Origin of the sequence: Nocardia sp. CC227C (genome assembly GCF_030767025.1) — a bacterium.
Lineage (GTDB): Bacteria > Actinomycetota > Actinomycetes > Mycobacteriales > Mycobacteriaceae > Nocardia.
On record NZ_JASITE010000011.1, the window covers coordinates 159,407 to 185,772 of the forward strand.

A 26,366-nucleotide genomic window follows, 5' to 3' on the forward strand; every position below is an offset into this window, starting at 1 on the left:
CGACGCTGGCTGCTGCTGGTCGTCCCGGCGGGTCTGCTGGGCACGATGCTGGCCTGGGCGCTGGCCGGGACCGACGCGGTGCAGCTCGAGGCACCGACCCGCGCGCTGGCGGACTGCGCGGGCGCGGCGGTGCTCGGCCTGGCCGCCCTTCCCCGACTGCACGACCGGCTCGACACGCCGTGGCGGGTGCTCGCCATCGCGGCGGGGCTGTGGGCGGCACTGGAATTCGCCGTGCTCGCCTTCGAAGCCGCGGAGGTGCTGGGTGTCGCGGCGGGCGAACTGGGCGCGCGGCAGTTCGGTGACTTCCTCACCGATGTGAGCGGCGGCCAGATCGGCATCGCCATTCTGCTCGGCAGCGGTGCGGTGGCGGCCTACAGCGCCTTCGGTTTCCGGCTGCCGGAGCGGGCCACCCCCGATCTGGTGCTGGTGTTCGCCGCGGTGACGCTGGTCCTGCGGCCGATCACGGGGCATATGTCACAGCAGGCGTTCGGCTCGGTGCTGGCCGCCGTGCACGCGCTGGCGGCGGCGGCCTGGTTCGGGCTGCTGCTGGCGCTGGCCCTGGTGGTGCGCACCCGCGGTGAGTGGGCGGTGCTGCTGCCCCGCTATTCGGCGTGGGCGCTGCCGCTGGTGGCGGTGGTGGGGTTGACCGGCGTCGTGAACGGCCTGGTGCGGGTCGGCGCGCCCACGGCGCTGGTGAGCACCGGTTACGGCCGTATCCTGCTGGCCAAGACCGTGCTGCTGGCGGCGCTGATCGCGCTGGGCTGGTGGTGGCGCGAGCGCTGGGTGCCGGTGGCCGCCGATCACCGCATGACGGCCGCGTCCTCGCTGCGGCGCGCGGTGCTGGAGACGGTCGCCATCGCGGTCGTCTTCGGACTCGCTGCTACACTCGCCGTGACCGCGTGAGACCTGGTGTGACGCAGCCGACCCGCCGACTGAAACTAGAACACGTTACAGTCGAGCGCATGACCGAAGTCAAGATCATCGCAGACTGCGCGGCCTCGGCCGAATCCGCGTTCGCCTATGTGAACGACTACCGCAATCTCCCGAAGTTCATCACCGAGATCAGTGCGTTCACCCCGCTCACCGAGCAGACCGAGGGCGTCGGCGCGACCTTCGACGGCACCATTCAACTCGGCCCCGTCACCCTGCACTCGACCATCGAGATCGTGCGCCACGAAGAGAACTTCGCCATCGGCGTGAAATCCATCAAGGGCTTCGAGATCGAGTCCACCTTCCTGTTCCACGCCGAGGGCGAGCACGCCTGCACCGTCGACGCCATCGTCGACTACCGGGTGCCGGGCGGCATCGCGGGCAAACTGCTGGGCAAGACCATCGAACCGTTCGTGAAGATGGCCGTGAAGAACTCCACGCACCACCTGACCACCCAGATCGCCGCGTACCACCGCAGCGACGCCAACGCCTGACCCACGCATCCGGATGGTCGCCGACGACGTCGACCCCGGTATGCCGCCGCCCCCGAGGGGCCGCGAATACTCATCGGTAACCACAGGGGAAGATGAACCCCGTGACCGATTCAGCTAACGCATCAGCGAACCCCGTCGCCACCGCCGACCTGGCCGATGAGATCGGCCCGGAGATCCGCAGCTGCGACACCCAGTTCATTCAGTTCGGCGGCCGCGAGACCTTCGCCGGACGCATCGTGACCATCCGCTGCTTCCAGGACAACCTGCTGGTCAAGCAGACCCTCAGCGAACCCGGCGCGGGCCGGGTACTGGTCGTCGACGGCGGCGCGAGCGTGCACACCGCCCTGGTCGGCGACATCATCGCCGGACGCGGCGTGGACAACGGCTGGGCCGGTGTCGTGGTCAACGGCGCGGTCCGCGATTCCGCCATCCTGCGCACCCTCGACATCGGCATCAAGGCGCTGGGCACCAATCCGCGCAAGAGCACCCAGACCGGCTCCGGCGACAAGGACGTGCCGGTCGAGTTCGGCGGCGTCACCTTCGTGCCGGGCGACATGCTCTACAGCGACCACGACGGTGTCGTGGTGCTGGACCGCCTCCCCGAGACTTCAGCGCACAGCTGAGAGCCGTCAACTGTCACACATGCGTGCCGGCGGTCGTGTGCCGAACCGATTTCGGGCGTACCCCACGAGTTACCCTCGCCTTGCGACACCAGTTGTCACAGAGGCGGGATGCGGGGTGCTACTCACCCCGTCGTGACACGGGCCCTGTGACCCGCCAGCGTCACCACGTCGCCGGTCCGCAGTTGACGGCCCCGCCGCGTCTCGACCTCGTCGTTGACGCGCACCAGACCCTCGGCGATCACGGTCTTGGCCTCCGAACCGGAATCGATGAGGTTCGCCAATTTGAGGAATTGGCCGAGTCGAATGACTTCGTCCGCGATCGGCACATCGACAGGATCCGACATGGGTACATCCTCACCCGCCGACGCTCCCGCGCCAAAACGCGACCTCGCGACCGGCCGGTAGGCGACGGTCACCGTGGCGAGACACGTACCCGGTGGCTTCTCCACAATGTGCCGCCGCACCAGACACACTGGTGCGGTGACTTCGACGCAGGACCGGCACCACCACGACTCCGAGCACAGACCGGAGGCGCGGTCACCGGAGGTTCCGCACCGGGGGCACGGGCGCTTCGGCGAGGTGCCGCACCTCGCCGGTCTCGCACTGGGCGTCTTCGCCGTGTGCTGTGCGCTGTGGAGCGTCTCCCCCGCCCTGCGCTACCTGACCTCCGGATTGCGTCACTACCTCGACGACTACTACTTCGACGCCCCCGACACCAGCCTCATGTGGGCGCTCATGGTCGGCTTGCTGGCGGGCGCGACCGCAAGCCGCAAACGCATCGCCTGGTGGGTGCTGGTCGGCTACCTCGCCGTGTACGCGCTGGCGAACGGAATCGAATTCGCGGCCGCGCGCGACTATCACGCCCTGGTCGCCCTGATCGTGCACCTCGCGGCGATCGGGGTGCTCATCGCCGCCTGGCCGGAGTTCTACACCCGAGTACGCCCCGGCGCGGTGCGGAAGGCGCTCGCCGTACTCGGCGGCGGACTGGCCGCGGGCTGCGTCATCGGCTGGGGGCTGGTGGAGCTGTTCCCCGGCAGCCTGCCCGGCGGCATCCAGCGACCGGCGTGGGCGGTCTCCCGGGTGACCGCGGCCATCCTGGTGAGCAACGAGAACTTCGACGGGCATCCACCGCACTTCGTGAACCTGCTGCTCGGCCTGTTCGGCGCGGCGGCGGTGGTGGCCGCCGCGGTGGTGCTGTTCCGGTCGCAGCGCGCGGCCAACGCGCTCACCGGTATCGACGAGTCGGCGCTGCGCGGACTGCTGGAGCGCTCCGATGTGGCGGATTCGCTCGGCTACTTCGCCACCCGCCGCGACAAGTCGGTGGTGTTCGCGCCCAGCGGCAAGGCGGCGCTCACCTTCCGGGTGGAGCTCGGGGTGTGCCTGGCCTCCGGCGATCCCATCGGATTGCGGGAGGCGTGGCCGCACGCCATCGACGCCTGGCTGCGCATGTGCGACGAATACGGTTGGGCCCCCGCGGTCATGGGCGCCAGCGAGGCCGGCGCCACCGCCTACCGGCGCGCCGGACTGTCGGCGCTGCGGCTGGGCGACGAGGCGATTCTGGAGACCCGCGGCTTCTCGCTGGCCGGGCCGGAGCTGAAGCAGGTGCGCCAGGCCGCCAACCGGCTGCGCAAACAGGGGATGGTGGTGCGGGTGCGCCGCCACGCCGAAGTGCCGCCGGAGGAGATGCGGCACGTGATCGCCCGCGCCGACGCCTGGCGCGATACCGAGACCGAGCGCGGCTTCTCCATGGCCCTCGGCCGCCTCGGCGACCCGCTCGACGGAAACTGCCTGCTGGTGGAGGCGATCGACCCGGCCGCCTGCGTCGGCCCGAACGACGAACCCCGGGTGCTGGGCATGCTGTCGCTGGTGCCGTGGGGCCGCACCGGCGTCTCCCTGGACCTCATGCGCCGGGACCCCAAGGGCCCCAACGGGATCATGGAGCTGATGATCTCGCAGCTGGCGCTCAATTCCGAGCAGTACGGCATCACCCGCATCTCGCTCAACTTCGCGGTCTTCCGCGCGGTGTTCGAGGAGGGCGGGCGGATCGGCGCGGGACCCGTGCTGCGCCTGTGGCGTTCGATCCTCATGTTCTTCTCGCGCTGGTGGCAATTGGAGGCGCTGTACCGGTCGAATGTGAAGTACCAGCCGGTCTGGGTGCCGCGGTTCTCGATGTTCGAGGATCGGCGGCAACTGCCGCGGGTGGCCATCGCCAGCGCGCTGGCCGAGGGCTTCCTGCCGCGCTTCGGCACCCAGCCGGACGCGTCCCGGCACACCGGCGTGACCTCCTCGGTGCCCGACACCATCACCGGCCTGCACGCCGACGGCAGCGCACCCGACCTGGCCGTGGACGCCGCGACCGATCCGGGGCCGCGCCGTCCGGAGCAGGTGCGGGTGCGCATGGACAAGCTGCGGCGGCTCACCGAACGCGGCGTCGACGCCTACCCGGTCGCCTACCCGCCGACGCACACCATCGCCGCGGCCCGACGCTCGCCGCAGGGCACCACGGTGCGGGTGTGCGCGCGGCTGTTGCGGATTCGCGATTACGGCGGCGTCGTGTTCGCGCTGCTGCGCGACTGGTCCGGCGAGATCCAGCTGCTGATCGACCGCGGCCGGGTCGGCACCGGACGCGCCGCCGAATTCGACGAGTTCTTCGACCTCGGCGACCTGATCGAGGTGAGCGGACAGATCGGCCGCAGCCGCCGCGGCGAGCTGTCCCTGCTGGCGCAGGACTGGCGGATGATCGGCAAATGCCTGCATCCGCTGCCGGACAAGTGGAAGGGCCTGGCCGATCCCGAGGCGCGGGTGCGGCAGCGCTACGTGGACATGGCGGTCAGCACCGAGACCCGCGAGATGCTCACCAAGCGCAGCGCGGTGGTGCGCTCCCTGCGCGACACCCTCGGCGGCTGGGGGTTCCTGGAGGTGGAAACCCCGGTGCTGCAACAGGTGCACGGCGGGGCCAACGCCACCCCCTTCACCACCCATATCAATGCCTACGACCTGGACCTGTATCTGCGCATCGCACCGGAGCTGTACCTCAAGCGGCTGTGCGTGGGCGGGATGGAGAAGGTCTTCGAACTCGGCCGTGTCTTCCGCAACGAGGGGGTGGACTACAGCCACAATCCCGAGTTCACCATTCTGGAAGCCTATGAGGCGCACAGTGATTACGAGCGCATGATGCACGCCTGCCGTCAGCTCGTGCAGCAGGCGGCGGTGGCGGCCAACGGGAAGATGGTGGCGCTGCGGCCCGACGGCGACGGCGGCTACACCGAGGTGGACATCTCCGGCGAGTGGACGGTCAAGACCGTGCACGGCGCGGTTTCCCAGGCGCTCGGCGAGACCATCACTCCCGAAACGGATATGGAGCGGCTGCGGCTGCTGTGCGAGAAGGCGGGGGTGGCCTACCAGCTCGGCTGGGACGAGGGTCAGATCGTGCTCGAGATGTACGAGCACCTGGTGGAGTCGCGCACCGAGGAGCCCACCTTCTACATCGACTTCCCCACCTCGGTGTCCCCGCTGACCCGTGCCCACCGGCACATCGCCGGGGTCACCGAGCGATGGGATCTGGTGGCCTGGGGCGTCGAACTCGCCACCGCCTACAGCGAACTGACCGATCCGCTCGAACAACGCCGGCGGCTCACCGAGCAGTCCATGCTGGCGGCGGGCGGCGATCCGGAGGCCATGGAGCTGGACGAGGACTTCCTACAGGCGCTCGAGCACGCCATGCCGCCCACCGGCGGGCTCGGCGTCGGTGTGGACCGCGTGGTCATGCTGCTCACCGGGCGCAGCATCCGCGAGACGCTGCCCTTCCCATTGGTGAAACCGCGTACCGCGCAGAACGATTCACGGTGACGGCGGAATCCGGTGCCGCACGGTGTGTCGCGCCCTGACCTGCTCGTATTAACACGGCGTGGCATCGGCGCGACTACCGTTCGACGATCGGCCCGTGCCACGGGCCGCGCACCGAACGGGGGTTCCCACATGTACTACCTGGACCTGATGACCCAGGCCAGTCTGCTCGACCATTCGGTCTGGGCCAGTCCGGACACCTGGACGGCCGCGCTCGAGCACCAGGCCAAGCGCAAGAAGAGCCGCGGCGGCAAGGGCGGCCTGATCTTCGGCGCGATCTGCTGCATCGGGCTGGTGGTGCTGATTCTCGGCATCGTCTACCTGGTCACCCAGCGCAAGAAGAAGTAGGGGCGGACCGACCCGGACCCCCGGTCCGGGTCGGGCGTACGGCACAGTAGAAGTCGTGCAGTTGATCCTCGTCCGTCACGCCCAGCCGCAGCGCATCCACGGCACCGCCGCGGCAGGCATCCACGGCACCGCCGCGGCAGGCACTCACGGCACCGCCGTGGCAGGCACTCACGGCACCGCCGTGGCGGCCGATCCCGATCTCACCGAGATCGGCGTCCAGCAGGCCCGGCGGGTTCCGGGCGTGCTCGCCCCGCACCGGGTGGCCCGGGTGGTGAGCAGCCCGCAGTTGCGCGCCCGCGAAACCGCGCGGCCCACCGCGGAGAAGCTGGGCCTGCACGTCGACGTCTGCGACGGTCTCGCCGAATACGATCGCGACCTGCCGGTATACATCCCCATCGAGGACGCGCAGCACGAGTTCCAGCAGGTGTACGAGCGGATCAAGGCCGGATACATTCCAGACCAGATCGACGCCGCCGCCTTCACGACCCGGGTGCTGGACTCGGTCGCGGCGATCGTCGCCGCCGCCGACCACACCGATACGGTGGTCGCCTTCGCGCACGGCGGCGTGATCAATGTGCTGCTCCAGGATGTGCTCGGCCTCGAACGCCCGCTCACCTTCCCGATCGACTACTGCTCGGTCACTCGAATCCTGTACTCGCGCAGCGGGCGTCGCACGGCGGCCACCGTCAACGAGAACAGCCACGTGTGGGATCTGCTCCCCCGCGCGCTGCGGTCCTGATACGAGCGAGGGCCGCCCCAGCGGGACGGCCCTCGCCGATTCGGTGCGCGCGGACTACGCCGATCGCGCGATCCAGTTGTGCATCCAGCTGACGGCGGTCTGGCCGCCGCCGACCGGGTAACTGCCGTACATCTGGTGGGTGCCGGTGCCGTAGAACTGCCGCAGCTGCTCGATGCGCTGCTGGTTGGCGTCCTCGCTGAGCTGCGCCTGCAAGGTGGGGAACCCGCCCTGTGCCATCAGATCGGTCATGATCGCGCCCAGTTCCTGCTGGTAGCGCCACATGCTGGCCGGGCTGGGATTGGATGCCTGCGCGAGGAATCCGGCGAAGCGCATGACGAAGTCGCTCTCCTCCGTCGAGCAGTACAGGTCGCCGATGGCGCAGACGGTGCGCACCCGGTCGGCGATCCAGCCGAAGCCGCCGACCCTCGGGCCGCCGGCCCCGGCGCCCGGTGCGGCCGGGCCGACCTGGATGTCCGCGGGCGAACGCCGCGGATCGGAGAGCAGGCCGACGGCCGCGATCCGGTCCGGCGACACCGGACCTATCCCGGTGCCGATCTCGGAGGCCAGGTCACCGGCCGCGTCCGCGCCCTGGCTGTAGCCCACGATCGCGATCTTGGTCGAGCCGCAGCGCGCCGCCATGGCCCGCACCAGATTGCGGGCGTTCGCGGTGGCCTCCGCCTTGGACGCGCCGTAGACGTCGCCCTCCCACGGGAAGGCGGTCGCGGCATAGTTCACGTAGTCCACGCGCCCGGGTAGCCCGTCGGTCACACCCGACAGCATGCCGTGCTCGGGATCCTTGTCCGCGCCGGTCTCCCAGGTCCCCGGGACGGCGACCGTGTACAGGCTCGGGCATCCCGGATCCGCCACCGCGGATCCACCACCGCCGAGCACGACGCCGGACAACACACTCGCCGCTGCCCCCGCAGCGGCGACAATCTTCTTCAACCGCATAGTGCTCCAGTTCACCTGCCCGGGACGTAGCGCTCACGTCCCGATTCCCGATCATGGTGCGGTCGTCCGATGACGTTTCCGTGCACACCGAGTTAACGCAGGTAACCCCACCCGTATGAGATTCGCGAACTCAACGCCGGCGAGAGATCGGCGACACACCGGTGACAAGGATAAAGGGGGCTAGGCGTCGCCGCCGACCAACTGCCGGAAAACGTCCGATTTGCGTTGCTGCCAACATCTTTCACGCACCGGCTCTGTGACGTCCACCACTCCGGCGGGCCGAGCGCCGCGCCGAGACCGTGACGACCGCTCCGCACCCACCCCCCGCGGGGCAGACTCGACGCGCATCACAGCCGACAAGCGGATACGACGACGCCCACGGAGTCGGGTCCGTGGGCGTCGTGACGTGTTCGGCTCAGCGGGTCAGCGCTGCGCCACCATGGTGGGGGTGATGGGGGACGGCAGGGCGGAATCGCCCTCGAGGTACTTGTCCACCGCGGCGGCGGCGGCACGGCCCTCGGCGATGGCCCACACGATCAGGGACTGGCCGCGGCCCATGTCGCCCGCGACGAAGACGCCGGGGACGGTGGTCTGCCAGGCGTTGTCGCGCTTGACATTGCCGCGCTGGTCGTAGCCGACGCCCAGATCCTCGAGCAGGCCGTTCTTCTGCGGGCCGACGAAGCCCATGGCCAGCAGCACCAGATCGGCCTCGAGGGTGAAGTCGGTGCCCTCCACCTTCTCGAAACGGCCGTTCACCATCTGCACCTCGTGCGCCTGCAGGCCGGTGACCTTGCCGTCCGCGCCGACGAAACGCTCGGTGTTGACCGAGAACACCCGCTCGCCGCCCTCCTCGTGCGCCGAGGAGACCCGGTACATGAGGGGGTAGGTCGGCCACGGGGTGGACGCGGCGCGCTCCTCCGGCGGACGCGGCATGATCTCGAACTGGTGCACCGAGGCCGCACCCTGCCGGTGCGAGGTGCCCAGGCAGTCCGCGCCGGTGTCACCGCCACCGATGATGACGACCTTCTTGCCCCTGGCGTTGATGGGCGGCAGGCCCTCGTCGTCGGTGATGGCGTCGCCCAGCTGCACCCGGTTGGCCAGCGGCAGGAACTCCATGGCCTGGTGGATGCCGTCCAGATCGCGACCCGGGATCGGCAGGTCGCGCGCGATGGTCGCGCCACCGGCCAGCACGATCGAGTCGAACTGCTCGCGCAGCTGCTCGGCGGTGATATCCACGCCCACGTTCACGCCGGTCTTGAAGACGGTGCCCTCGGCCTCCATCTGCGCCAGGCGGCGGTCGATGAAGCGCTTCTCCATCTTGAATTCCGGAATGCCGTAGCGCAGCAGGCCGCCGATGCGGTCGTCGCGCTCGAACACGGTCACGGTGTGGCCCGCGCGGGTCAGCTGCTGCGCGGCGGCCAGGCCGGCCGGGCCGGAGCCGACCACGGCGATCTTCTTGCCGGTCAGACGGGTCGGGTACACCGGGGTGACCCAGCCCTCGTCGAAACCGTTCTCGATGATCTCGACCTCGACCTGCTTGATGGTGACCGGATCCTGGTTGATGCCGAGCACGCAGGACGACTCGCACGGAGCCGGGCACAGGCGGCCGGTGAACTCCGGGAAGTTGTTGGTGGCGTGCAGCCGCTCGAACGACTCCTTCCACGCGCCCTTGTAGACCAGGTCGTTCCACTCGGGAATCAGGTTCCCCAGCGGGCAGCCGTTGTGGCAGAAGGGAATACCGCAGTCCATGCAGCGGCTGGCCTGGCGCTGGAGGGTCTCGTGGGAGAAGTTCTCCTCGTAGACCTCTTTCCAGTCCATGAGGCGCAGCGGCACCGGACGGCGAGTCGGCAGTTCCCGTTTGGTGTGCTTCAGGAAGCCCTGTGCGTCACCCATTTACGACTCCTGACAAAAGCTAACGCGCCATCCGGCGCACCGAACAAGGCTGGTGCGTCGCACCGCAGTAACGTCAGCCACGAGCGGCCTCGAGTGATCGCAGCGCTTCGCCGCCGCACCCGCGGTTTTGAAGTGATCAGCCACGAGCGGCCTCCATGATGGCTTCATCGACATCCCGCCCCGACGCCTCGGCCTCGGAGATGGCGAGCAGGACCTTCTTGTACTCGCGCGGCATGACCTTCACGAAGTTGTTCACCTGCTGCGACCAGTCGCTCAGAATGCGTTCGGCCACGGCCGAACCCGTCTCGTCGCGGTGGCGGGCCACGATGTCGTGCAGCCAGGTGAAGTCCTCACCCGAGAGCGGCTCGATGGCATCGGCCTGCTCGGGGTTGACATTGCCCGCGAAGGTGCCGTTCGGGTTGTAGACGTAGGCGACACCGCCCGACATACCAGCGCCGAAGTTGCGGCCGGTCTCGCCGAGGATGACCACCCGGCCGCCCGTCATGTACTCGCAGGCGTGGTCGCCCACGCCCTCGACCACCGCGGTGGCGCCCGAGTTGCGGACGCCGAAGCGCTCGCCGACCACACCGCGGATGAACGCCTGGCCGTTGGTGGCGCCGAACAGGATCACGTTGCCCGCGATGATGTTCTGCTCCGCCACGAACTCGGCGGGCGCGTCGGCCGACGGCCGGACGACGATGCGTCCACCCGAGAGGCCCTTGCCCACATAGTCGTTGGCGTCACCGAGCACGCGCAGTGTGATACCGGCGGGGACGAACGCACCGAAGGAGTTGCCGGCGGAGCCGGTGAACGTGATGTCGATGGTGTCGTCGGGCAGGCCCGCGCCGCCGTACAGCTTGGTCACCTCGTGGCCGAGCATGGTGCCGACGGTCCGGTTCACGTTCGTGATCTTGGTTTCGAACTTGACCGGCTTGCCGCGCTCCAACGCGTCGCGCGCCTGGGTGATGAGCTGGTTGTCCAGCGCCTTGTCCAGACCGTGGTCCTGGTCCTTGGTCCGGCGGCGGTCCTGGTACATGAACGCCGTCTCGACGTCGTCCAGAATCGGCGACAGGTCCAGCTTGCTGGCCTTCCAGTGCGACTTGGCCGCGGTGGTGTCGAGCAGGTCGACCCGGCCGACGGCCTCGTCCAGGGTGCGCAGACCCAGCGACGCCAGCAGCTCGCGCACCTCTTCGGCGATGTACATGAAGAAGTTCTCGACGAACTCCGGCTTGCCGGTGAAGCGCTCGCGCAGGATCGGGTTCTGGGTGGCGACGCCGACCGGACAGGTGTCGAGGTGACACACGCGCATCATGATGCAGCCCGAGACCACCAGCGGAGCGGTCGCGAAACCGTACTCCTCGGCGCCCAGCAGCGCGGCGATCATGACATCGCGACCGGTCTTCATCTGACCGTCGACCTGCACCACGATGCGGTCGCGCAGACCGTTGAGCAGCAGCGTCTGCTGGGTCTCGGCCAGGCCGAGCTCCCAGGGACCGCCCGCGTGCTTGAGCGAGGTCAGCGGCGAGGCGCCGGTGCCACCGTCGTGGCCGGAGATCAGCACCACGTCGGCGTGCGCCTTGGACACACCCGCGGCAACGGTGCCGACGCCCGGCTCCGCGACAAGTTTCACGTGAATCCGCGCCTGCGGATTCGCGTTCTTCAGGTCGTGGATCAGCTGGGCCAGATCCTCGATCGAGTAGATGTCGTGGTGCGGCGGCGGCGAGATGAGGCCGACGCCCGGGGTGGAGTGCCGGACCTCGGCGACCCACGGGTACACCTTGTGCGCGGGCAGCTGGCCGCCCTCACCGGGCTTGGCTCCCTGCGCCATCTTGATCTGGATGTCGGTGCAGTTGGTCAGGTAGTGCGCGGTCACGCCGAAGCGGCCCGAGGCCACCTGCTTGATGGCCGAACGCCGCCAGTCGCCGTTCTCCTCAGGCTCGAAACGCGCCGGATGCTCGCCGCCCTCACCGGAGTTGGAGCGGCCGCCGAGCCGGTTCATCGCGATGGCGAGGGTCTCGTGCGCCTCGGCGGAGATGGAGCCGTAGCTCATCGCGCCGGTCGAGAACCGCTTCACGATCTCGCTGGCGGGCTCGACCTCGTCGATCGGAATCGGGTTGCGGCCCTTGGACTTGAACTTGAACAGGCCGCGCAGCGAGGCCAGACGCTCGGTCTGGTCGTCCACCATCTTGGTGTACTCCTTGAAGATGGAGTACTGCCCCGAGCGGGTGGCGTGCTGCAGCTTGAACACCGTGTCCGGGTTGAACAGGTGGTATTCGCCCTCGCGCCGCCACTGGTACTCACCGCCGACCTCGAGCTCGCGGTGCGCGCGCTCGTTGCGGTTCTCCAGGAACGCCAGCCGGTGCCGGGCCGCGACCTCGTCGGCGATGTCGTCGAGGCCGATGCCGTCCAGCGGCGAGTTCAGGCCGACGAAGTACTCGTCGCACAGCGCCTGCGACAGGCCGACCACCTGGAACAGCTGCGCGCCACGGTAGGAGGCCACGGTGGAGATGCCCATCTTGGACATCACCTTCAGCACGCCCTTGCCCGCGGCCTTGTTGTAGTTGGCGACGGCCTTCCTGAAGTCGGACTCCACCGACCCGGTGCCCAGCGACAGCGCGCCGCGCTCCAGCATGTCCTCGATGGACTCGAAGGCCATGTACGGGTTGATGGCCGCCGCGCCGAAGCCGATCAGCATGGCCATGTGGTGCACCTCGCGGGCGTCACCGGCCTCCACGACCAGGCCGACCTTGGTGCGGGTGCGCTCGCGCACCAGGTGGTGGTGCACGGCGGCGGTCAGCAGCAGCGACGGGATCGGGGCGAGCTTCTCATTGGACTCGCGGTCGGACAGCACGATGATGCGCGCGCCGCCGTCGATGGCCGTCGAGACCTGGCGCTGCACGGCCTCGATGGCCTTGCGCAGCCCCTTGCCGCCCTTCTTGACCGGGTACAGGCCGTGCACGACCACCGACCGCAGCCCCGGTCGGGAGCCGTCGTCGTTGATGTGGACCAGCTTGGCCAGCTCGTCGTTGTCCAGGATCGGCTGGGTCAGGGTGATCTGACGGCAGGACTCCGGACCCGGGTGCAGCAGATCGGACTCGGGCCCGATCAGGGTGCGCAGCGAGGTCACGACCTCCTCGCGGATCGCGTCCAGCGGCGGGTTGGTGACCTGCGCGAACAGCTGCGCGAAGTAGTCGAACAGCAGCCGCGACCGGTTGGACAGCACCGCGATGGGGGTGTCGGTGCCCATGGAGCCGAGCGCCTCCATGCCCTTCTCCGCCATGGGAGCGAGCAGCAGGTTCAGCTCTTCGTTGGTGTATCCGAAGATCTGCTGGCGAATGAGCACGCGGTCGTGCGACATGTGCACGTGCGGGCGGTCGGGCAGATCGCTCAGCTTGGTCGGGCCCTCGTCCAGCCATTCCTGGTACGGGTGCTCGCCGGCCAGCTCTTCCTTGATCTCCTCGTCGCCGATGATGCGGCCCTGCGAGGTGTCGACCAGGAACATGCGGCCGGGCTGCAGGCGCGCCTTCTTGACCACCTTGGCGGGGTCGATGTCGAGCACGCCGACCTCGGAGGCCATCACGACCAGACCGTCGTCGGTGACCCAGATGCGCGAGGGGCGCAGACCGTTGCGGTCCAGCACCGCGCCGATGACGGTGCCGTCGGAGAAGCACACCGACGCCGGGCCGTCCCACGGCTCCATGAGGAACGAGTGGTAGCGGTAGAACGCGCGCTGCGCGGGGCTCATGTTCTCGTGGCGCTCCCACGCCTCCGGGATCATCATGAGCACGGCGTGCGGCAGCTTGCGGCCGCCCAGGTGCAGCAGTTCCAGCACCTCGTCGAAGCGCGCGGTGTCCGACGCGCCCGGGGTGCAGACGGGGAAGATCTTCTCCAGGCGGTTGTTGCCCTCGGCGTCGGTACCGAAGACATCGGAGTTCAGCAGCGCCTCACGGGCGCGCATCCAGTTCTCGTTGCCGGTGACGGTGTTGATCTCACCGTTGTGCGCGACCCGGCGGAAGGGGTGCGCCAGCGGCCACGAGGGGAAGGTGTTGGTGGAGAAGCGGGAGTGCACGATGCCGAGCGCGGATTCGACGCGGTCGTCCTGAAGGTCCAGGTAGAACGCGCGCAGCTGCGGCGTGGTGAACATGCCCTTGTAGACGAAGGTCTGACCGGACAGGCTCGGGAAGTAGACCGATTCCTTGCCGACCGCGCCCGCACCGGCGCCCGCCTTGCCGAGCTCGTGCTCGATGCGCTTGCGGACCACGTAGGCGCGCCGCTCCAGGTCCATGCCGGAGAGCTGCTCGGTGCCAGCCGTGGAGCTTGCGGAACGGCCATCGGCATCAGCCTGGGGCGAGGCGATGAAGATCTGCCGGAAGGTCGGCATGGCGTCGCGGGCCAGCGCGCCCAGCGACGATTCGTCGATCGGCACCTCGCGCCAGCCGAGGACCTCGAGGCCCTCCTCGCGGACGATCTTCTCGACCCGGTAGGCGGCGCGCGCGGCTTCGCGGCGGGCCTGCGGGAGGAAGGCGATGCCGGTGGCGTACGAGCCCTCGGCGGGCAGCTCGAAGTCGACGATCGCCCGGAAGAAGCGATCCGGGAGCTGGATCAGGATGCCCGCGCCGTCGCCGGAGTTCGGCTCCGCGCCGGCTGCGCCTCGGTGCTCCAGGTTCAGCAGTGCCGTGATTGCCTTGTCGACAATGTCGCGGCTGCGACGGCCGTGCATGTCGACGACGAATGCGACACCACAGGCGTCGTGTTCGTTCGCCGGATCATAGAGCCCGCGGGGTCCGTGCCCGTAACCGGCACCGCCGGTGGGGGACCTGTGGCCAGGAAGTTGCGTCATGCCTCTGCCTTCACAAAAACAGGCCTTCGAAGAATGCGGCCTTCGTCGAACGCCTTCGTCAGACTGCGCCCGGACGTTGCGTCCACGGTCGGCTTCCTGACCAGCGGCGCTGATGGTCATTCCGTGCAGTCAACTCTCTAGTTGTCCACCCGCTTCGAATTCCTAGTCGGGTGCTCGGCGGTAACCCAACGCTTACGTGTTGGCTACCTGCCGCGCCGTTTTCGCCCTTTAGTCTGGGCACCGATCTGGTCCCGGCTGTTGGGGCGATATGCCGAACTTGTCGTGTTCGACGTAAGAGCAAACGATAAGTCAGGACTCGAGCCCAACCAACTTAGGTTGCACTAATAACAGCGTCTAGCTGGGCTTCTCCATCGATCCTCCACTACCTGCGCGTTCTCTAGTGTAAAGCAGCCGAGCGGCATCGTTTCAGTCGAGTTCGCCACTGTTGTCCAGGTGACCGGCCCGAGCGGAGGATCGCCCCGCTCACATGCCGGTATGCCCTCTCACCTGCATCGAAACAGATTTCCCCGCAATCACTTCGGATAAACCGGACGTAAGGTGGCTAACTCTCCGGACACCTCACCGGCCCGGCGAGAGCGCCTGGGAGACAGGTAACAGCAATGTTCCGACCGTACGGAATCGTTTGCCGTTCACCCAGCTCAGCACACGACTGGCTAACACCGAATATGCGGTAGCTCACATTTGCCGGGCGATTCGGCGTGACCAAGCGCACGAATCGCGCCGGAAACTCGCCGATGTGAGCCTGAACACATCCCCGTCGGCCCACTCGATGGAACCAGGCTCGGCCTGTCACGCTGAGATAACGAATAAGCGATGGTTTCGCACGGCCGAAACACCCTGGGACTTAGAGGATGTGAGATCCCATGACCACCCCACACGTCCCTGAGCCGCACGTTCCCGCCGATCCGAGCGGCAACGCACCGTCCTCCCAGCCCTCCCCCGGGCCGTTCGATCCCGCGGCCGGAATCCGCACGCTGCTGACCTGGCTGGGCGGCGGCGACAGCCGCCTGACCGACCGGCACGAGCTGTCCGGTTACGCGCTCACCGGCGCGGTGGTTGCGCTGTTCGCGGGTGTCGCCGGAGCGGTCACCGCGCTCGCCGCCGGGGCAGCGGGCTGGCCGATCGTCGGCATCGTTCTCATCGCACTGGTCGCGACCCTGTTGGCGGGAGCCGTCGGGCGGGTGCTGGCGACGGCTCCCGCACCCACACGCGGTGAAACACGCCGCCGCCGCGCCGAATTCGCCGGGCGTGTCGCCGTGGCGGTGCTGGCGGGCGTGGTGGTGGCCGAGTTGGCGAGCACCGTGCTCTTCGGCGGCACCGTGGACCGGCTGCTGGACGACCGGGCGCGGACCGAGACCGAATCCGTCGCGACCGTGGTCACCGCCCGTGACGAACTCGATCGCGCCCGCGCCGACCGTGCCGCACTCGACCAGCGGATCGCCCAGGCCAAAACCGATATCGACGCCGCGCTGGTGATCGCGCGCTGCGAATACAACCCCGGCCCGGAGTGCCCGAGCAACCGCATCACCGGCGTGCCCGGCCGCGGCCCCGAGGAGCGCACCGCCAACGAGATGCTCGACGACGCGCGCGCCCGGCTCACCGCGGCCGAGGAGCGGACGGCCGGGCTCGACGCCCGAGTCGCCGACGAGGAGCAGGCCCTCGCGGCGGCTCGCGACGCCGCCTACACCGAGGGCGACCGCGGGCTCGGCGCGCGCTGGGTGGCCATGAACGACCACACCGCCGCGCACGGCGGCGCGCTGACGCTGCGCATCGCCACCATGGTGTTCATGGTGCTGCTCGCCCTGCTGCCGCTGCTGCTGCGCTGGTGGCGCGGGGAGACCTCGTTCGACCGGCGGGTCGCCTTCCGCACCGACACCGACCGCGCAGCGCAGCGGGCCGAGACCGCCATCGCGGTGGAGCGCGCGCAGACCCGGGTCGAGCTCGAGAAGCTGCACGCCGAACAGGCCATCACCGCCGCCCGGCTCACCGCGCACGCCGACACCGCCATCAACCGGGAACAGCAGCGCAAACGCATCATCGCCGCCATCGGCGGGCTGGAGATCGGCATCACCGAATCCGGCCGCCGCGCGGTGAGCGAATTCGACCGCGCCGCGCTGGACGACGCGCGGGTGCCAGAACTACCGGCCGCAGCGGCCGGAGACCGAAAGGACAGCTCCGTGCCTCAGGAGGGGATCGTGACACCGTCGAACCTGCCCGCCCAGATCGCACCGGGCACGGTGGCCCCGGCGGCCGCGGGCGGCGCGCTCGCCCCCGCCGGTGCCGCACCGCACCCGGATCACGCGAAACCCGGTGGCGGCCTGGAGCTTCCGATCATCGGCACGGTGCCCTTCACCGATACCGCCGCGCGCTGGATCCGCCCGCTGGTGCCCTCGTTCGTCGCCAGCGCCATCGACACCGCGACCCATCCGCTGCGCACCGTCCGCCAGGCGTTCGAGGAGGCCGAGGAGATCACCTTCACCCTGCGCCGCACCCGCAAGGTGACCGTCGACTCCGAGGATTCGGCCCAGCCGCAGCAGCCCGGCTACCAACTCCAGCAGCCTGGCTACCAGCTGCCCCCGGGAGCCCAGCAGCAGTACGCCCACCACGTCGCCTCGACCGTGGTCGACCAGCCGTACGCCCAGCACCCGGGCTACGCCCCCGGCTACACCGCCCTGCCGGGCGGGCAGGCCGCCCACGGCTACGGCCTCCCGCCCGCGCCCCAGCAGACCGAGCTGAGCGCTCGGCAGCACCCGGCCCTCGAATACCGCGGGCCGCGCGAACTGCCGCCCGGCAAGAACGAGTAGATCGCAGCGTCGGTCGGCCGCATGCCTGGTGGATCAGGCTCGCTCGCAGGCGATTCCGTCGTTGTCGCGGTCGAGATGCGGGGCGTATCCCGGGTCGCCCCGGTGCAGTGGGGCCTGGCCCGCGCGGCGGACCTCGTCGCAGTTCCGGTAGTAGGTCGACGGGGCCTGCGGCTCCGGAGCGGGCTGCTCCGGCTGGGCCTGCGGAGCGGGGGCGGGGGCCTGCGGAGCCGGACAGAACTGGGACGACCCGGCATTGCAGAGCAGATCGGTGATCGGGTCGGCCGACGCGATCGGTGCGCCGAGGGTGAGTGCTGCGGTGGTGAGCAGTCCGGCCGCAACCGCGCCCGTGCGTCCGCGCCACCGGGTAATCGAGATGTTCACGCTGATATTCCTGACTGATACGCGCAGGTGAGACCGTGTCCACTGCGTCCAAAACGTGCCGGGGAGCGTGGAGTGCCCACGCCCTCGGGCAGCGCGCCCCCGACCAAAGCGAACCGCGAGAAAACGCTAGCCCGGCGGAAGCCGGCGGTTCTGACACAACCGCCGACATTCCGTGCCAAAGTTCAGTCCCGGAAGACCCTGTCCCGGCGGTCCGAGACCCCGGCCGCCCGGTGGACGATGACCGCCGCGAGGAGCAGGATCGCCGTGGTGGCGGTGGCGGCGAGGTGCATGCCCGTGACGAAGGCCGCGTGGGCCGAGTCGACCAGGGTGGCGGCCGCCGGAGCGGGTAGGTGGCGGGCGGTTTCGACAGCGCCGCCGAGGGATTCGCGGGCCGCCTCCACCTGGGCGGGCGGGACCGTGGTCAGGTCCAAGCCGTGGCGGAAGGCCGACATCACCACGCTGCCGAGGATGGCGACGCCCAGCGCGATGCCGCCCTCCAGGGCTGTCTCGGAGATCGCGGCCGCATTGCCCGACCGCTCGGCGGGTGCCGAGCTGACGATCATGTCGGCCGAAACCGTCAGCGCCACACCGGCTCCCAGCCCGATCAGCAGGAAGCCGAGCACGAACGGCAGCACCGAGGCCGACGGATCGGCGCGCAGCAGCCAGAACAGCAGCGCGCCCGCGGCCGCCACCAGCAGCGCGGCGACCAGCACCGACACCGGACGCCAGCGGCGCACCAGCCAGGCCGCGCCGAGCGAACCGGCCATACTGCCGATGGTGCCCGGAATCAGCAGCAGTCCCGCGCGCAGCGGAGCCAGGCCCAGCACCAGTTGCAGATACTGCGATCCGAAGAACAGCACACCGGCCAGCGCGAATACCGACAGCAGATTGGTCAGCACCGCCGCGCGGAAGGGCGGCAGCGCGAACAGCTCCAGGTCGATGAGCGGCGCGGTGAGGCGGCGCTGACGGCGCAGGAACGCCGCACCTGCCAGCACGCCGACCACCGCCGCGACCAGCGCGACCGAACTCACCCCGTGCGCGGCGATCTGCTTGACCGCGAACACGATCGGGATCAGCGCCAGCATGGACAGTCCGGCGCTGACCAGGTCGAAGCGACCCGGATTCGGGTCCCGCGACTCCGGCACCAGCATCGGGGCCAGTGCCACGAGCAGCGCCATGACCGGCAGGTTCACCAGGAATACCGAACCCCACCAGTAGTGCTCGAGCAGCCAGCCGCCCAGCAGCGGGCCGACAGCCGCGCCGCTGCCCGCCATCGCGCCCCAAACCGCGATAGCGACCGTGCGCTGCCGCGGGTCGGCGAACATGCCGCGGATCAGCCCGAGGGTGGCGGGCATGAGGGTCGCGCCCGCGACGCCCTGCAGCACGCGGGCGGCGATGAGCATCTCGGGGCTGATCGACCAGGCGGCCAGCGCCGAGGCCAGCGCGAATCCGGCCGCGCCGATGAGCAGCAGCTTCCGGCGGCCGATGCGGTCGCCGAGGGTGCCCATGGTGATCAGCAGTCCGGCCAGCACGAACGAGTAGACGTCGATGATCCACAGCAGCTGCGGGGTGGTCGGCGCGAGGTCGCCGCTGATGGCTGGGATCGCGAGGTCGAGCACGGTGGCGTCGACCGAGACCAGCAGCAGGGCGAGGGCGAGCACGCTCAGACCGGCCCAGGTGCGGGCGGTCGCCCGTGGGGGTCGACCGGCCGGGAAAGGGGTGTCGACGGTGCGGCGGTCGGCCGCGATGTCGGGGAACGCCGCGGTTCCGGGTGCGGACCGGGTGTTGCGGTGGGTGGCCATATCCTTCGCTGCTTTCCGAGTTTGAACCGTCCAGACGGTACAGTAACAGACCAACCGTCCGGACGGTACAGTGATGGCCGTGACATCGACGCGCGACCGCATCCTCGACGCCCTCGAAACCCTGCTGCTCGACAAGGGCATGTCCCAGGTGACCCTGGAGAACGTGGCCGCCGCGGCCGGCGTCTCCAAGGGCGGCCTGCTCTACCACTTCAAATCCAAGGACGCCCTGCTGGCCGGACTGGTCCGCCGCCTCGGCGACCGCGCCCACCAGCAGCTCGAGTCCGCGGTGGCGCAGGGCCGCTCGGTGGCCGAGTGGTATCTGCAGAGCCCGCATCCGGACAACGAGTCCGACGCCCTCGAACTGGCCCTGTACCGCTCCATGCTGGCGGCCATGCGCACCGTCGACGGCCCGCACGACACCGAGGTGGACGAGGTCGACCGCGCCCTCTCCGAGGTGATGACCACTTGGAAGACCGGTCTGGACAACGAGATCGACGATCCGGTGCGCGCCGAGATCGTCAGCCTGGTCGGTGACGGCGTCTACCTGCGCGCCCTGCTCGGCCTGCCACCGACCGACCCGGAGTTGTACCGCCGGGTCGTCGCCCGGCTGCTCGACGCGTAGGTGTGTGTCGCGCGGCCCCGCGCGCGCCTGGAACGGCGGACCGAGCACGGAAGTCAGCGACACCGCCGCACCGCACACGCTTCATGGAGAGGCGACCGCGCATGCTGGCAGAGCATCACATCACACCGGCATGCGTCGTTCGCACCGAAGGTGCCACCGGACCGGAGGCGGCAGTGTCCGCCGGGTTCGGCCGTGGCCGAAGGCACGACGACGATTGCCGCCGCCGCGTCGACGACGGCTGAGTTCCTACCGAGAATCGCCCGCCACCCGCCGAAAGCGTCGAGTCGCGACCGAAAGCCGCCGGACCGATAGACTCGGCCCGTGTTGCCAGCCGCCGACCACGCCGGTCCGACGACCGGATCGGCGACGGAACCCCAGCCCGAACCCGCACCGGTGCCGATCCGCCCGCTGCGGTTCCGGGAGCTGATGGACCTGCCGTTCGCGCTGGTGCAGAGCCGGATCAAGCTGTTGGCCGCCCTGTCCGGGGCCGGGGCGGTGGTGAGCGCGGCGGTCGCGGTCGGCTGCACCTTCGTGGTGATCGCGCTGGCCGGTGACTCCGACGCCGCCGTCGCCGTCGGCGCGGTGCTCATCAGCCTGCTGTGCGTCTGGTTCCTGCGGCTCTACGTGCGCGGGGTGACCACCGTCGTCGCGATCGCCGTGGTGCGGCGGCAGCCGGTGGGCTGGCGGGGCGCGCTGGGTCGGCTCCCGTCGCACCTGCCCGCGCTGGCGCTGTTCCAGCTCAAGTACACGCTGATCGGGATCGGCGTGCTGGCACTGGGCATACCGCTGGTCATCACGCTGCCGTTCGCGGTGATCTGGCTGGGTTGGCTGCGAGCGCGGCAGTACACCACCGCGCCGGTGATCATCGGGGAGTCCGCCACCGCCACGCTCGCCGCGCAACGCGCGAAAACCCTGGCGCAGGGCACGGAATGGCAGCTGGTCGGCGTATGGATGGCGCTGCGCACCCTGCTCCCGGTGCTGCTGCTGCCGATGCTGCTGGCCTTGGACCTCGTCGCCGAATTCACCGGCACCCACCGACCCGCGGTCATCGCCCTGCTCATCAGCGTGGTCATGCTCTGGACGGCCTTCGCCGACACCATCGAATCCGCCACGCAGACAGTCGTATACGTGGACCGCCGCTGCCGCCGCGAGGGTTGGGACATCCGCATCCCCCGGCACGCGGTTCCCACCGGAAACGGAGCACCGTCATGACCGGCTCGGGGGGAGAGCGCGACAACGAGGGCAGGCCGGGGCCACCCGCGAGTCCGCACGGTGAGACGAACGCGGAGTTTCCCGCCGACGACGGCGGGATTCAGCCGACCAGCCGCAACACGGGAGCGCGACCACCCGGTGGCGACGCGGGCACGCCGCGATCCGGAAGCCCGGTGAGCACAACGCCACCCGGCTACGAGGCGGCCCCATCGCCACACGGTGACAACACCGGCACACCATTGCCCGGTGGTGCTCGCACCGAACCACCGCCGGGCACCGGCACGGAGGCACCAGCCCGGACTGGTGACACAAGCGGGCGGTATCCGGCCGTGATGCCCAGCGCCCCACCCATTCCGGCGTTGAGCGCGGCGGACGTGCATCTGGCCGCCGCCGAAGCCGCCGCGCGGCAGCGGGATTTCGCCACCGCGCAGCGGGAGCGGTTCCGGGCGGTGACGCGCGGGTTGGAGCAGCACGGGGTGCTCGAGGTCAGCCGCGCCCGCACCGCCGACGAGACCGCGCACGCCGCCACCACCGCGCTCGGCGAGCGGGGCGATCTCGCCGATCCCACCGAACTTCCCTCGGCCGCGCGCAGTTTCGACGAGATCGTGTACGGCGGCCGACCCGCCACCGAATTCGAGTACCGCCGCCTGGAGCAGGCCGACCGCTACTCCACCGCGCCGCCGCCCGGCACGGAACCGGCCGAGGTCAGCGAGCGCCGCCGCAAGCCGCGTAAGAAGGCCGCGCGCTCCCGGCAGCGCAGGGACACCCCGGAACTGTTGCGCGACTGGCGGTTCTGGGCGGTGATCCTCGGTGTGCTCGCGGTGGCGCTGCTGGTCTTCTCGCTGGTGAACGCCCTCAGCGCGCCCTCGGTACCCCGGCCGACCGCCCCGGACGGACCGCCGCCGGAGTCCCCCGAGATCGACGGCCCGGAGTTCGGTGAGGGTTCGGACTCCCTGTTCGAACGGCTCCCCGGCTGGGTCGCCTTCGGCGGCCTGCAATGGGCCATCGCCTGGGTGATCGTGCTGTGGTGGCGGGCCCGCCGCCGCGGCAGCGTGGTACCGGACCCGTTGCCGGTGCAGGTGCCCGCCCACGAACTGCTGGCCGGACAGGCCGGGCTGTACCGTCGCTCCCGCGACTTCGAGCATGTGGCCGCCCGGCTGCGCTCGGCGTCGCTGCGGCGGCTGCGGCCCGTGCTCGGCCTCACCGCCGACAGCCCGCCCGCGCGGGTGCTGGCTGCGGTGAGCACCCGCAGCGGGGCCGAACCGGCGCTCGTCACCGCCGCCCTGTACGACCCGGTCCCCGACCGGGGCACCCTCGAACTCGTCGCCGCCCAACTCGAATGGATCGAAGCGGAGGTCCTGTGACCACAGTGGACACCACCCAGACCCCCACCGCCGAGGACGCGCAGCAGGCCCTGCTGGCCCTGCGCGCCGAGATCGGCAAAGCCGTCGTCGGCAACGACAATGCCGTCATGTACCTGGTGCTGGCACTGCTGTGCCGGGGCCACGTACTGCTCGAAGGTGTTCCGGGCGTGGCGAAGACACTGCTGGTGCGCTCGCTCGCCACCGCCCTCGAGCTGGAGCACACGCGCGTCCAGTTCACCCCGGACCTGATGCCCGGCGATGTCACCGGCTCGCAGATCTACGATCCGCATTCGGCCGAGTTCACCTTCCGGCGCGGTCCGGTGTTCACCAATCTGCTGCTCGCCGACGAAATCAACCGCACCCCACCGAAAACGCAGTCCGCACTGTTGGAATCCATGGAGGAGCGCCAGGTTTCGGTGGACGGGGTGCCGCAGCCGCTGCCGGAACCGTTCGTGGTGATCGCCACCCAGAACCCCATCGAGCAGGAGGGCACCTATCCGCTGCCGGAGGCGCAGCTGGACCGGTTCCTGTTCAAGGTCGATGTGCAGCTGCCCGGCCGCGACGACGAATTCCGGATTCTGCAACGGCATGCCGCCGGATTCGATCCGCGCGACCTGGCGGGCGCGGGGCTGCGGCCGGTGGCCGGTCCGGCCCATATCGAGGCCGCGCGCCGGGCGATCGCACAGGTCACCCTGAGCCCGGAGGTGCTGGCCTACATCGTGGACCTGTGCCGGGCCACCCGCACCTCCCCCGCCGTCGCCCACGGTGCGTCCACGCGCGGCGCGACCGCGCTGATGGCGGCGGCGCGCGCCTTCGCCTGGCTCAACGGCCGCGGCTATGTGACCCCCGACGACGTGAAAGCCATTGCGCTGCCGGTGCTCCGGCACCGGTTGCAGTTGCGGCCCGAACACGAGGTGGCGGGTGTGACGGCCGAGGGCGTGCTGACCTCGCTGCTCATGTCCGTTCCCGTTCCGGTGTAACCGATGGTCGTGACCGGCCGGTTGGCCCTCGCCGCGGCGGCCGCGGCGCTGTTCGTCACCCTGGTGCTGCCGTCCTGGCTCGGGGTGCTGGCGGCGACGGCGGCGCTGGCGGCGCTGGTGATCGCCGACCTGGCGCTGCTCGGCTCCGCCGACGACCTCGAGCTGACCCGGGAGCCGGTCACCACGGTGCGCACCGGACGCGCCGCCGAGGTGGAATTGGTTGTGCTGAACAAAGGTTCGCGCACGCTGCGCGGCATCGTGTGGGACGACTGGCCCGACAGCGCGCACGCCGAACATCGCACGCACGAACTGCGTCTGCCCGCCAATACGCGGGTGCGGTTCCACACCGAACTCACCCCGGACTATCGCGGCGACCGCATCGCCGGGCCGGTGACGATCCGGCTGCTCGGCCCGCTCGGCATGGCGGGACGGCAGACGCGCAGGGCGGTGCCCGCCCGGCTGCGCGCGCTGCCGCCCTTCCGCTCGGAACGGCTGTTGGGCGCGAAGATTCGGCGCTTGCAGCAGATGGAGGGGCGCAATACCGCCACCATCCGCGGCCAGGGCACCGAGTTCGACTCGTTCCGGGAGTACGTGGTCGGCGACGATGTGCGCACCATCGACTGGCGCGCCACCGCCCGCGCCGACGATGTGCTGGTGCGCACCTGGCGGCCGGAACGCAACCGGCACGTGGTGATGCTGCTGGACACCGGGCGGATCAGCGCGGGCCGCGTCGGCGACGGCACCCGGCTGGACGCCATGGTGGAGGCGGCGCTGCTGCTGGCCGGGCTGGCCGCCGCGGGCGGCGATTCGGTGGATCTGCTGGCGTTCGACCGGGAGCTGCGCACCGAGGTGCGCGGGGTCGGCGGAAAACGGTTGCAGTTCAAGCTCATGCACGCCCTGGCCGCGGTCGCGCCGCGCCTGGTGGACACCGACTACCAGGCCCTGCTGAACGCCACCCTGCAACGCGCCCGCCGCCGCAGCCTGGTGGTGTGGTTCACCCACCTGGACGCCGCGGTGGTGCAGGAGCGGCTGCTGCCGGTGCTGCCGGTGCTCACCCGCCGCCACCGGGTGCTGATCGTGGCGGTCACCGATCCGGAGGTCGCTGCCGCCGCCACCCGCCGCGCCACCGTCGACGACCTGTACACGGCCGCCGCCGCGGAGAGCCTGGTCATCGAGCACACCCTGACCCGGGAGAACTTGCAGCGCATGGGCGTCCGCGTGATCGCCGCACCGCCGGAGCAACTGCCGGAGGCACTGGCTAACGAGTACCTGGAGCTCAAGCAGACGGGTGCGCTCTGAGCTCCGCCTGGTCGCGGTCGATGAGCGAGCGCCCGCCCGCCGTCGATGCGCGTCGCGGCTGTTCGCTGGGCGTGGGTCACGATCGGTCGCGCTCACTGGGTTTCCGGCGGCAGCAGTACGGCCGGGCGGCGGAGACAGAGCCCGACGCTGCTGTTCGGCCAGGATCTACATGAGCGGATAGCCCACCGGCACGGGCACGGCCGACTCCGCGCAGACCGCGAGTACAGCGCCGCGCCGAGCTGATTCCAACAGATCGGACGTACGGAATCGACGGCCAGGCGCGGCACACCGTCGGAACCTAGACGCGGGCCACCGTCGGCCGCGCCCACTGGGTTTCCACCGGCATCGGCGCGGCCGGTGCAGTAGGCGGCGGCAGGGTCCGGCGCTGCCGTTCGGCCAGGACAGCGCCCAGGATGTGCATGGGCGGATGGCCGACCGGCACGGGCATGGCCAATTCCGCGCAGACCGCGTGCAGCAGCGCCGCACCGAGTTGCTGTTGTGCGGGCGGGGTGAGACCGGGATAGCGCAGCAGGTACTGGCGCACCGCACGGGCCAGCTCATCGGACAGACCGGACACATCGAGCTGGCGCGACCAGGCCAGCAGCCAGGGCGGCGGCACCGCGAGCCCGACATAGGGGACCCGGGTCTGCCCGTGCACGACCACCGTGCCCGCCAGGATGTCGCCGACCCGCCGCGCCTGCGGGGAGCACAGCGACACCAGAATCGCGATCAGCCCCGTGCCGAGAATCCAGAAGTCCACGATGCCGCCCAGCCCCCGGGTGAGCGCGTGCCGGAAGTCGACGGGCCCGCCGTCGGCGCGCACCACCCGCAGCCCCAGCGCCAGCTTGCCGACGGTGCGCCCGCGCGTGAGCGTCTCGCACGCCACCGGATACCCGATGAGCACCCCCACGACGATCGTGATGAGCGCCGCGTCCTCCCACGCCGAATCCGCGTTCAGCCCGGCCAGCACCATCTCCGCCACGAAGATCAGCAGCAGCCCGCCCACCAACTGCACCACCAGGTCGATGACGAACGCTGCCGCCCGCGCGGGCAGCCGCGCGACCGGCAGTTCGACGGCGACGGCCTCGCCGGTGGTGAACAACATGAGCCCGCCTCCTTCTCGCCCCTACATCGTCGCCGTGCGGCCGATCCCCGTCACCCTCCGTCTGCCGACGATGGGATGTCGAACCGCTCTCGGGCGTGCCCGGTGGATCACC

19 protein-coding genes are annotated in these 26,366 nt (G+C 70.0%); 12 read left to right on the plus strand and 7 right to left on the minus strand.

Annotated features, from left to right (window positions below; translation table 11 throughout):
- Positions 1-45 precede the first annotated feature (45 nt).
- From QMO76_RS22740 to rraA, 3 genes are all read left to right on the plus strand, one after another.
- Complete coding sequence (locus tag QMO76_RS22740) at positions 46-903, plus strand: CopD family protein (protein WP_306363448.1); 858 nt, start codon at positions 46-48, stop codon at positions 901-903.
- 59 nt (positions 904-962) lie between these two features.
- Positions 963-1,424: an SRPBCC family protein gene (locus tag QMO76_RS22745; protein WP_306363345.1), complete on the plus strand. Its 462-nt coding sequence runs from the start codon at positions 963-965 to the stop codon at positions 1,422-1,424.
- A 101-nt stretch (positions 1,425-1,525) separates the two neighbouring features.
- Positions 1,526-2,047, plus strand: coding sequence for a ribonuclease E activity regulator RraA (gene rraA / locus QMO76_RS22750; RefSeq protein WP_306363346.1), 522 nt, complete (start codon positions 1,526-1,528; stop codon positions 2,045-2,047).
- A 122-nt stretch (positions 2,048-2,169) separates the two neighbouring features.
- Here the strand turns inward: rraA and QMO76_RS22755 are convergent, their stop codons facing one another.
- On the minus strand, positions 2,170-2,391 hold the full coding sequence (locus tag QMO76_RS22755) for an RNA-binding S4 domain-containing protein (RefSeq protein ID WP_306363347.1): 222 nt from the start codon (positions 2,389-2,391) through the stop codon (positions 2,170-2,172).
- A 136-nt stretch (positions 2,392-2,527) separates the two neighbouring features.
- Here QMO76_RS22755 and lysX point away from each other — a divergent pair, with 136 nt between their 5' ends.
- From lysX to QMO76_RS22770, 3 genes are all read left to right on the plus strand, one after another.
- Positions 2,528-5,896, plus strand: a complete 3,369-nt coding sequence (lysX, locus tag QMO76_RS22760; RefSeq protein WP_306363348.1) for a bifunctional lysylphosphatidylglycerol synthetase/lysine--tRNA ligase LysX — start codon at positions 2,528-2,530, stop codon at positions 5,894-5,896.
- A 129-nt stretch (positions 5,897-6,025) separates the two neighbouring features.
- On the plus strand, positions 6,026-6,241 hold the full coding sequence (locus QMO76_RS22765; protein WP_306363349.1) for a hypothetical protein: 216 nt from the start codon (positions 6,026-6,028) through the stop codon (positions 6,239-6,241).
- Between the two features lie 55 nt (positions 6,242-6,296).
- Entirely contained in the window at positions 6,297-6,980 is a 684-nt protein-coding gene (locus QMO76_RS22770) for a histidine phosphatase family protein (protein WP_306363350.1), read from the plus strand.
- 54 nt (positions 6,981-7,034) lie between these two features.
- On the opposite strand, the gene QMO76_RS22775 is transcribed toward QMO76_RS22770, so the two are convergent.
- The 3 genes from QMO76_RS22775 to gltB form a co-directional block, all read right to left on the minus strand.
- Entirely contained in the window at positions 7,035-7,931 is an 897-nt protein-coding gene (locus QMO76_RS22775; protein WP_306363351.1) for a cutinase family protein, read from the minus strand.
- 423 nt (positions 7,932-8,354) lie between these two features.
- Positions 8,355-9,824 (minus strand): glutamate synthase subunit beta, encoded by a 1,470-nt coding sequence (locus QMO76_RS22780; protein WP_306363352.1) that lies wholly within the window; start codon positions 9,822-9,824, stop codon positions 8,355-8,357.
- A gap of 136 nt (positions 9,825-9,960) precedes the next feature.
- Entirely contained in the window at positions 9,961-14,664 is a 4,704-nt protein-coding gene (gltB, locus tag QMO76_RS22785) for a glutamate synthase large subunit (protein ID WP_306363353.1), read from the minus strand.
- A gap of 884 nt (positions 14,665-15,548) precedes the next feature.
- Here gltB and QMO76_RS22790 point away from each other — a divergent pair.
- On the plus strand, positions 15,549-17,489 hold the full coding sequence (locus QMO76_RS22790; protein ID WP_306363354.1) for a DUF4407 domain-containing protein: 1,941 nt from the start codon (positions 15,549-15,551) through the stop codon (positions 17,487-17,489).
- 33 nt (positions 17,490-17,522) lie between these two features.
- Here QMO76_RS22790 and QMO76_RS22795 read toward each other — a convergent pair whose 3' ends face one another.
- Together QMO76_RS22795 and QMO76_RS22800 are read right to left on the minus strand one after the other, a co-directional pair.
- On the minus strand, positions 17,523-17,864 hold the full coding sequence (locus QMO76_RS22795; protein ID WP_143984428.1) for an excalibur calcium-binding domain-containing protein: 342 nt from the start codon (positions 17,862-17,864) through the stop codon (positions 17,523-17,525).
- A 188-nt stretch (positions 17,865-18,052) separates the two neighbouring features.
- Positions 18,053-19,672: an MFS transporter gene (locus QMO76_RS22800; protein WP_306363355.1), complete on the minus strand. Its 1,620-nt coding sequence runs from the start codon at positions 19,670-19,672 to the stop codon at positions 18,053-18,055.
- Positions 19,673-19,745: 73 nt separating this feature from the next.
- Here QMO76_RS22800 and QMO76_RS22805 point away from each other — a divergent pair, with 73 nt between their 5' ends.
- From QMO76_RS22805 to QMO76_RS22825, 5 genes are all read left to right on the plus strand, one after another.
- Positions 19,746-20,294, plus strand: coding sequence for a TetR/AcrR family transcriptional regulator (locus QMO76_RS22805; RefSeq protein ID WP_306363356.1), 549 nt, complete (start codon positions 19,746-19,748; stop codon positions 20,292-20,294).
- A gap of 321 nt (positions 20,295-20,615) precedes the next feature.
- Entirely contained in the window at positions 20,616-21,506 is an 891-nt protein-coding gene (locus QMO76_RS22810) for a hypothetical protein (RefSeq protein ID WP_306363357.1), read from the plus strand.
- 332 nt (positions 21,507-21,838) lie between these two features.
- Complete coding sequence (locus QMO76_RS22815; RefSeq protein WP_306363358.1) at positions 21,839-22,870, plus strand: DUF4129 domain-containing protein; 1,032 nt, start codon at positions 21,839-21,841, stop codon at positions 22,868-22,870.
- On the plus strand, positions 22,846-23,850 hold the full coding sequence (locus QMO76_RS22820) for a MoxR family ATPase (RefSeq protein WP_306363359.1): 1,005 nt from the start codon (positions 22,846-22,848) through the stop codon (positions 23,848-23,850). The genes QMO76_RS22815 and QMO76_RS22820 overlap by 25 nt, the downstream gene beginning before the upstream one ends.
- Positions 23,851-23,853: 3 nt before the next feature.
- Entirely contained in the window at positions 23,854-25,149 is a 1,296-nt protein-coding gene (locus QMO76_RS22825) for a DUF58 domain-containing protein (protein WP_306363360.1), read from the plus strand.
- Positions 25,150-25,447: 298 nt separating this feature from the next.
- Here QMO76_RS22825 and QMO76_RS22830 read toward each other — a convergent pair whose 3' ends face one another.
- Positions 25,448-26,254, minus strand: a complete 807-nt coding sequence (locus QMO76_RS22830) for an RDD family protein (RefSeq protein ID WP_306363361.1) — start codon at positions 26,252-26,254, stop codon at positions 25,448-25,450.
- Between the last annotated feature and the right edge of the window lie 112 nt (positions 26,255-26,366).